Origin of the sequence: Wolbachia pipientis (assembly GCF_023661085.1) — a bacterium.
In the GTDB taxonomy this organism is placed as follows: domain Bacteria; phylum Pseudomonadota; class Alphaproteobacteria; order Rickettsiales; family Anaplasmataceae; genus Wolbachia.
The window spans coordinates 1-8,480 of sequence record NZ_JAHDJT010000052.1; the positions used below are offsets into that span (position 1 = coordinate 1).

The window sequence follows — 8,480 nt, forward strand, 5'->3', positions numbered from 1 at the left end:
AAGTTCTCTTGTCATTTTAACCTGTACAGATTGGAAAGTTAAACAAATAGCTTCAGTACTATGATAAGGGTAACGGCGAAAGTTGTCAAGTAGTTTTTTCGTATATGCCAAAGCTGATTTGTTATGCAATAGATCTATTAACTTCCGATTGCTACCAAACGAGCTATAGCTTACCTATCAATCTCACCAAAAACTATATCGAGCGAACCAATAATTGCTGCAATGTCAGCAAGCATGTGCCCTTTTGACATGAAGTCCAAGGCTTGCAAATGCGCAAAGCCGGGTGCTCTTATTCTGCACCTATAGGGCATATTAGTGCCATCTGAAACTATATACACTCCAAACTCGCCTTTTGGTGCCTCAACAGCCGCATAAGCTTCACCTTCTGGCACACGATACCCTTCCGAATAAAGCTTAAAATGGTGAATGAGAGCCTCCATGGACGTTTTCATCTCTGCTCTTGGCGGTGGAGAAATCTTTCTATCTTCAGTTTTTACTGGTCCTTCGGGCATTCTTTCTATGCACTGCTTTACCAAACTAATAGATTGCCTAATCTCCGCCATCCTGACTAAATAACGGTCATAACAGTCGCCATTTTGGCCGATTGGTATATCAAAATCCAGTTGGTCGTATATCTCATATGGTTGGCTTTTCCGCAAATCCCAAGCAAGCCCAGCAGCACGCAGCATTGGTCCGCTAAAACCCCAGTCAAGCGCCTGTTTAATCGATATTTCACTAATTCCTACAGTACGTTGTTTCCATATCCTATTTTCTGTCAAAAGCTCATCAACATCATCTATATACTGCGGAAATTGCTCTATGAACTTTGCAATATCCTCAATCAAACCTTCTGGAATATCTGCCGCCACTCCACCTGGCCTAATGTAAGCTGCGTGAAACCTTGCACCCGAAGCTCTTTCGTAGAATGCCAATATTTTTTCTCTTTCTTCAAAGAGCCATAAAAGAGGAGTCATTGCTCCAACATCCAGCGCTTGAGAAGAGATATTAAGTAAGTGATTTAGTATTCTGGTCAGCTCACAAAATAAAACACGCAAATACTTTGCTCTGACTGGCACTTCACATTGCAACAATTTCTCTACACACAGTGAATATGCGTGCTCTTGCGACATTGGTGATACGTAGTCAAGACGATCAAAATACGGCAAAGCTTGGAGATATGTTTTATGCTCTATTAATTTTTCAGTGCCACGGTGCAAAAGCCCAATATGGGGATCTGCTCTTTCGATCACTTCACCATCCATTTCCAATACAAGACGCAACACTCCATGTGCAGCCGGGTGCTGAGGTCCAAAATTCAACATCATTGTTTTTAGATCTGGCATACCTGATAACTTAAGATATTGAAATTATATAGACTGAAGTGCGTTAAAAGTCAATCGGAAACCTCTGTTATATAATTGACATTGGTTGCGGAATTATGCAATAACAAAGGATTATAATAATTTGAAGTAGGAAGTTCATGCCTGACCAAAAAAAGTTTGCATCATATGTGGTAATAACCATAGGGAAACTGGACTTATAGCTAGGTAGTTCTTATGTATCACTTTAGCACCTTTATTGCAGGGAAACTTCACACTCCTTTTCAGGTGCGCTTATGGTGGGCTGGTGAATGCAATAGAAAGGCGATGAGCTAATAATGTGTGCTTTTAGTAATGAAATCTTAGTTAAAAGGGTTTAAATTCGCTATGTATTTTGGTTGCAAAAAATGTGTGTAGAGCATAATGTTGACACTGAGTCTTTATTTAAGTTGATTAATCAAGAAAATCAAGAAAAAAAGGAAAAAGTCAAAGAGTTTATTAAGTACTTTTATAATTTTGTCTATAATAGCGACCTAAAGATCAATGATAAATTTCTTCTGTATATTGCAGAAGACGCATACAACTTCATCCTTAAAAAAGAGAAAGAAGAAAGTAAGTTAATGGTAAGCAATGTAAATGATGTACCAGGGATAGAAGGCAATTTTACTATAATTAAAGTAGCAAATGACGACATGCCTTTTCTGGTTGACTCTATTATTGCCACCATTAAATCGCACGATTTAACTATATGCTACTACAGCAACAGCATAATTAACATCCAAAGAAAAAGTGGCCTTATTAATGAGATTTGCCATTTAGAAGATGATAATGGTATCAAGGAGTCGGTGATATATGTGGTTATTAAAGGCATAAGTGATAGTTTTGTTAATACACTAAAAGAATCTCTACACAGAACACTGGAGGCGGTTAATTGCGTTGTAAAAGATTGGCACCTGATGCTGCAGAAGCTTGATGAGGCAAGTCGTTCTGTCATCCCAGTACTTGATACTGGAATCCAGGAAAAAGATTTTCTAGCTTGGTTGAAGAATAACAACTTTGTATTTTTAGGTTATCAAGAATGCATTCCTGATAAAGATGGGAAGTTTATTCCCAGTGGTAAGGAAGATCTTGGTTTGATGAGAGCAAGTAAAGAGTATCAAAATGTATTGGTTCCCTGTGTAGACATTGATCATTTATATATATTAAGGTCAGATCTGATTTCAATAGTTCATCGGCGTACATACATGAATTGTATAGGGGTGAGAGAATTTAATGATCAGGGTAACGTAATAAAGGAACGGCGTTTTTTTGGATTGTTTACTTCTATAGCTGAAGTTCAAGATATTCGAACTATTCCGGTAATAAAGGGTAAAATTGAGATAATAGAGAAAAGGGCAGGCTTCATACCGGGTGGCCACAACAATAAAGCTTTAGTTTCTATCTTGCAAGCATTCTCTTGTGATGAATTATTCCAGTCCAATGAAGATGAGTTGTTTAAAATTTGTACTTCGATCATGTCTCTTGCAATTAGACCAAGAGTCAAATTATTTTTAAGAAAGATAGGAGACTTTGTTAGTTGCATAGTGCTGATACCGATGCGTTATGCTAGTGCCAGGTTAATGTTCAAGGTACGCGATATATTGAAGGATGAGATAAACGCAAAAGGTGCAGATATCTATAACCATCACATTATAAACGAATATGACTTGATGAAATTGCATGTGGTGCTAAAGGCTGAAAGTGCTAGTGTTCTTGATGATGAAGTTCTGTGTATTGAAAACAAGTTGAGAAACATTACAGAAAAGTGGGAAGATCGTTTTATAGATAACCTATATAATACCTTCGGTACTGTTGAGGATGTATTTATCCGTTATTGCAAAGCATTTCCGATAAGCTATCAAGAGAGTTTCGAGCCTAACGACGCATATTACGATATGAAGAAATTGGAGATAGTAAGGAAAAAGAAAGTAAGTAAGGTCGATTTAAGACTTACTCGTGACAATCTGAATTACCAATTAAAGGTTTACACTCCGAGCAATGGCGGCCTTGAATTATCAAAGATATTGAGAATTACTAAGAATCTGGGGGCGAAGATCCTATCTCATAATGGTTATTACATAGAAATCAACGGTGGAATATGGATACACCATTTTGTGTTGTCGAGGGTCGATGAGCTAATAGACAACATTACTCTAAAAGAGCAGTTTGAGATAACACTTGCAAAAGTGTTTAAAGGGGAAATTAAAAATGACTATTTCAACAGTTTGATCATTATTGCTGGGCTGGAGTGGAAGGAGGTGCTTCTGGTTAGAGCGCTAAGTGCTTATCTGAAGCAAACATCATTTAAATATAACCCAGAATACATTCAAAAAGTAGTTTCAGAGTATCCAAAGATAGTGAAGTATTTGATACAATTATTTCATGCAAGATTTGATCCTAGTATAGATATTGATAGAGCAGAAACTACAGACATCTTCAGAGAGAAAATTGAGGAGCTTCTAAAAGAGATCAGCAATGTTTCACATGATTACGTTATACGTTCAATATTTAACTTGATAATGGCCATTTTAAGGAGCAGTTATTACCAAGATGATAAACCATATTTATCTACAAAATTTGATTCAAGTAAAATAAATGGTTTGCCTGACCCGCGTCCATATCGTGAATTGTACGTGTATTCGAACCTTTTTGAGGGAATACATTTAAGGGGAGGAAAACTAGCGCGTGGTGGTTTGAGATGGTCGGATAGGACGGAAGATTTTCGCACTGAAGTTTTGGGGCTCATGAAAGCTCAGATGACGAAAAACGCGGTTATAGTCCCTGTGGGTGCAAAGGGTGGGTTTATAATAAAGAAAGTTTATAGAGATAAAAATATCTTAAGAGAGAAAAGTGTTGAGTGCTATAGGAATTTTATCAGAGGAATGCTTGATATTACTGATAATGTAGTTGATGGTAAAATAATTCCACCAGAAAATGTGATCAGATATGATAAAGATGATCCATACTTGGTAGTTGCGGCAGATAAAGGCACTGCTTCATTTTCTGATTATGCCAACCAAATAGCCTCTGAGTATAATTTTTGGCTTGGCGATGCATTTGCATCTGGTGGATCGGCAGGTTACGACCACAAAAAGATGGGTATTACAGCAAGAGGTGCGTGGATTGCAGCACAAAGGCATTTTTGGAGAATGAATAGGGATATTTATCAAAATGTAACTGTCGTTGGAATTGGAGATATGGCTGGCGATCTGTTTGGGAACGGCATGCTGCTTTCAAAAAATATGCGTTTAATCGGCGCATTTAACCATATGCATATTTTTGTTGACCCGAATCCTGATGCAGAAAAGAGTTTCACAGAGCGTAAACGCCTCTTTGAATTGCCATTTTCAACTTGGATGGATTATAACAAGGATTTGATTTCTGAGGGTGGTGGAGTATTTGAGCGCAGCAGCAAGCAAGTAAACATTTCTCAAGAAATAAAAAAATGCTTTGATATAACAGAGGATATATTATCTCCAAGTGACTTGATCCGATATCTGTTGAAAGCAAGAGTGGACTTTATATGGAATGGAGGAATTGGCACGTTTGTCAAAGCGAGAAGTGAAAGCCATGACATGGTCGGTGACAAAGCAAATGATGAGTTAAGAGTGAATGGTGAGGATATTAGAGCTTCTATGTTCATAGAAGGTGGTAATCTCGGTTGTACGCAGCTTGGAAGAATAGAGTATGCAGAGAAGGGTGGATATATCAATGCAGATTTTATTGATAATTCGGCAGGAGTAATATGTTCTGATTTGGAAGTTAACATCAAAATTGCATTTGTTTCGATTATGAAAGGAGGAGGCATTTCCTTAGAAAAAAGGAACAAAATACTGGCTAGTATGGTAGACGAAGTTGCATCTAAGGTACTTGAAGATCATAATAGAATTGAAACAAAAGCATTACTTCTTGAGTGCTTGCAAGCTAAGGAAAGGTTAGAGCAGCATCACAGATTATTACTCAGCTTGGAGAGATCTGGGTTGTTGAACCGAAGTGTGGAATTTCTTCCAGCTGATGAGGAAATAGCGAGAATGTTGACTGGAGCAGAGGGCTTTAGTTCTCCTCAGCTTTCTGTCCTGATGTCTTACGCTAGAACAGCAATAGAAAATGAAATTATACTTTCCAGCCTGCCTGAAAAAGATTCCTTGTGTCGTGATTACTTGCTAAACTACTTTCCGCAAAAAATGGTAACAGAGTTTAAGGATTACATATTAAAACACCAACTTCGTAGAGAAATTATCTCCATTTGCATTGCAAATGATGTAGTAAATAGGATGGGATGTATATTTATTAATAATCTAGTTGAAAATACTGGAATAAAAGTGCATGAAGCAGTTAATGTGTATATTGTTGTTAACCGTTTATATAGTTTAAATAACCTGTGGCAGAAAATTGATGAATTGGATGGCAAGATTGATGCTAACTCATACTTGCAAATAGTGAGGAATGTGCAAAAGTTTATTGGTAGAGTGTCATTTTGGTTAGTAAAAAATCTCAGCAAGCTCGGCTCTATAGAGCTAGATGATGTCACAAAATTTCAGGATGCAATTAAGACTTTAGGCCAGAACCTAACTGATGTTTTAGATGAACATCTATTGAAGGTCTATCACCATGGGTCTGCTTCTCTAGTAGAACTTAATATAAATAAAGATCTAGCAAAAAAAGTTGCTGATCTGTGCGTTTTAGCCTATGCATTGGACGTTATATCCATTTCTGAGCAGACATCTTTACCTATTCTCGACACTGGTAAAATATACTTTGAATTAAAGTCGCTACTGAGATTCGATCTGATTAGAACAATTGCTATCAAGATGAAAAGTCATTCTTCTTATTGGGACCGCAGCTTAATTAATGATTTATTGGATGATTTAAGCAATTATCATTATAAGCTAGCTGTCAAAGTTATAAAATCCACTAGCAACCGTGAAGATAAAGTTCAAACCTGGGCTTGTAACGATACGGATTACATAGAACGTTATAGCAGTTTCTTAGATGAGATGGTTGCTTCTAAGCTTGATTTAAGTAAATTAATATTTATAATAAGAAGAATTAAAGTACTTGCCTCGTAGGAAAAATGTTCAACATAGGCCTTTCAGAAATTTTAGTTATAGCACTAGTGAGTATAGTTGTTCTTGATAAGAACAAGATGCCTGCGTTTATTGACCTTATTAGGAATATATATAGGTATTTTATGATTGCAAAGTCGAGAACTAGGAAATTGTTAAAAGATGCTGGAATTGAAGATTTGTATAAAGAGTACAGTGTCGAAAAGGTAAATTATATAGTTGGTAAAGATGGTAAGTTTTATCCTAGTTACAATATAGATAATACATCTAAAGGCAATGACAGCGAAGATTCTAGTAGTAGATGATGTACCATCTAATGTTAAGCTTTTAGAAGCTCGACTAAAAGCAGAGTACTATACAGTTATCGTAGCTCATGATGGTAAAGAAGCTATAGATCTAGTAGCAAAGCAGCAGCCAGATATTATATTACTCGATATCATGATGCCGAAAATAAATGGCTTTGAAGTTTGTAAGAGCCTAAAGAGTGATCCCTTAACAACCCATATTCCAATAATTATGGTGACCGCGCTGCATGACACTCACGATAGAGTGCAGGGCATTAATGCTGGTGCAGATGACTTTCTAACTAAACCAATAGATGAAACTGCTCTGTCTGCGAGAATCAAGTCCCTCACGCGCTTGAAGATGATAATAGATGAGTTGCGTTTGAGAGGAGAAACTAACGCTGAGATTGGTGGGGTAGCAGGAAGCAGTATTATGGATTATTCCAACCAGATTTTTGATGCTAACATACTTGTTGTGGATGAGGATGTCTTTCAAGCAGAACAGATATATAATGTACTGAGTCAACGTTTTGGGTCAATTAAAGTGCTGAATGATCCAACTGAGGCATCGAAAATTGGTATTGAGGATAACTACGACCTGATTATTTCCGACATGCAATTTTCGCAAACTGATGGCCTACGTTTATGTTCTGAGTTTCGTAGTAAAGTGGAAACACGTTACACGCCAATTTTGATTCTCTCTGAAGATTATGATAAAAACAATTTAGTAAAAGCGCTTAACGTGGGTGCTAACGATTACTTAACAGTACCGCTGGACGAGAGTGAGTTAATAGCAAGAGTTAATTTACAAGTGAAACGTAAGAGGTATCAAGATGCCTTGAGAATGAACTTGTTCAATAATGCAGAAATGTCTATAAAGGATCCGCTAACTAACTGTTACAACAGAAGATATTTTGATGCGCACTTGAAAAACATTGTTAAAGATTCTGTAGAGAAGGACAGAAGATTATCTCTTATGATACTCGATATAGACTATTTTAAGGTAGTAAATGACGATTTTGGGCATAGTGCTGGAGATGAACTTTTAAAGCAAATGCAGAAGAGAATCTCTGAAAATATCAGAGTGACGGACTTGCTAGCTAGGTTTGGTGGTGAGGAATTTGTTGTTGTAATGCCAGATACCAATATATCAGATGCATACACTGTTGCAGAGAGGATACGTGAAATTATCGCTACAGAACCTTTTGTGCTCTCAGGCGAGAACACAACTCATAGTGTGACTGTGAGCATTGGAATTGCAGAAATGCAAAAACCTGATCTTGATAACATTAAAAAATTTATAGTACGCGCTGACAGATATCTATATAAAGCAAAAAACAGTGGCAGAAATAGAGTAGTCACTGGCTAACTCAGAGTGTGACGACATAAAAGTTACCATCAATTCAAACTCACAATTTCAAAAAAGTTGTTGCGTACAAAAAATATCTATGGTATAGGCACTGGAATTTACATAATTTAGTAACAACTTTGGAGGGTTTATGAGAACAATTGATCAAGAATTACTTGATGCTGCACAGCAAGGCAACCTTGATAGGGTTAAAAGGTGTCTTAATCAAGGAGCTAATATTCACGTGGAGCACGATGGTTGGTATAAACGTGGTTATACACCTTTATATTTTGCTGCTGAGCGTGGTCAATTGGAGGTTGTAAAGTTCCTAGTAGATAAAGGGGCTAGTATTAAAGGTACCTGTGCTATAAAACCGTGCGCCGTGGTACGCATTAAGAAATACTTAGCGAAGCTAAGCGAGGTT

5 protein-coding genes are annotated in these 8,480 nt (G+C 37.1%); 4 read left to right on the forward strand and 1 reads right to left on the reverse strand.

The window, feature by feature from the left end; all coding sequences use genetic code 11:
- Window positions 1-170 precede the first annotated feature (170 nt).
- Window positions 171-1,343: an NADH-quinone oxidoreductase subunit D gene (locus DM84_RS03115; protein ID WP_250778286.1), complete on the reverse strand. Its 1,173-nt coding sequence runs from the start codon at window positions 1,341-1,343 to the stop codon at window positions 171-173.
- A 383-nt stretch (window positions 1,344-1,726) separates the two neighbouring features.
- Here DM84_RS03115 and DM84_RS03120 point away from each other — a divergent pair, with 383 nt between their 5' ends.
- The 4 genes from DM84_RS03120 to DM84_RS03135 all read left to right on the forward strand — a co-directional run.
- Window positions 1,727-6,427, forward strand: coding sequence for an NAD-glutamate dehydrogenase (locus DM84_RS03120; RefSeq protein WP_250778287.1), 4,701 nt, complete (start codon window positions 1,727-1,729; stop codon window positions 6,425-6,427).
- A gap of 5 nt (window positions 6,428-6,432) precedes the next feature.
- Window positions 6,433-6,729 carry a Sec-independent protein translocase subunit TatB gene (tatB, locus tag DM84_RS03125; protein ID WP_250778288.1) on the forward strand — a complete coding sequence of 99 codons (297 nt, stop codon included), beginning with the start codon at window positions 6,433-6,435 and terminating at the stop codon, window positions 6,727-6,729.
- A complete protein-coding gene (locus DM84_RS03130; RefSeq protein WP_250778289.1) occupies window positions 6,701-8,077 on the forward strand; it encodes a PleD family two-component system response regulator in 1,377 nt (458 codons plus the stop codon). Before tatB ends, DM84_RS03130 begins: the two co-directional genes overlap by 29 nt.
- 130 nt (window positions 8,078-8,207) lie before the next feature.
- Window positions 8,208-8,480 (forward strand): ankyrin repeat domain-containing protein (locus DM84_RS03135; protein ID WP_250778290.1); only part of this gene is annotated, 273 nt, incomplete at its 3' end.

Excerpts from the sequence above, each read along its gene's own strand:
- tatB (WP_250778288.1), top strand. The coding sequence starts at position 6,433 with ATGTTCAACATAGGCCTTTCAGAAATTTTAGTTATAGCACTAGTGAGT.
- DM84_RS03115 (WP_250778286.1), bottom strand. The coding sequence starts at position 1,343 with ATGCCAGATCTAAAAACAATGATGTTGAATTTTGGACCTCAGCACCCG.
- DM84_RS03130 (WP_250778289.1), top strand. The coding sequence starts at position 6,701 with ATGACAGCGAAGATTCTAGTAGTAGATGATGTACCATCTAATGTTAAG.
- DM84_RS03120 (WP_250778287.1), top strand. The coding sequence starts at position 1,727 with ATGTGTGTAGAGCATAATGTTGACACTGAGTCTTTATTTAAGTTGATT.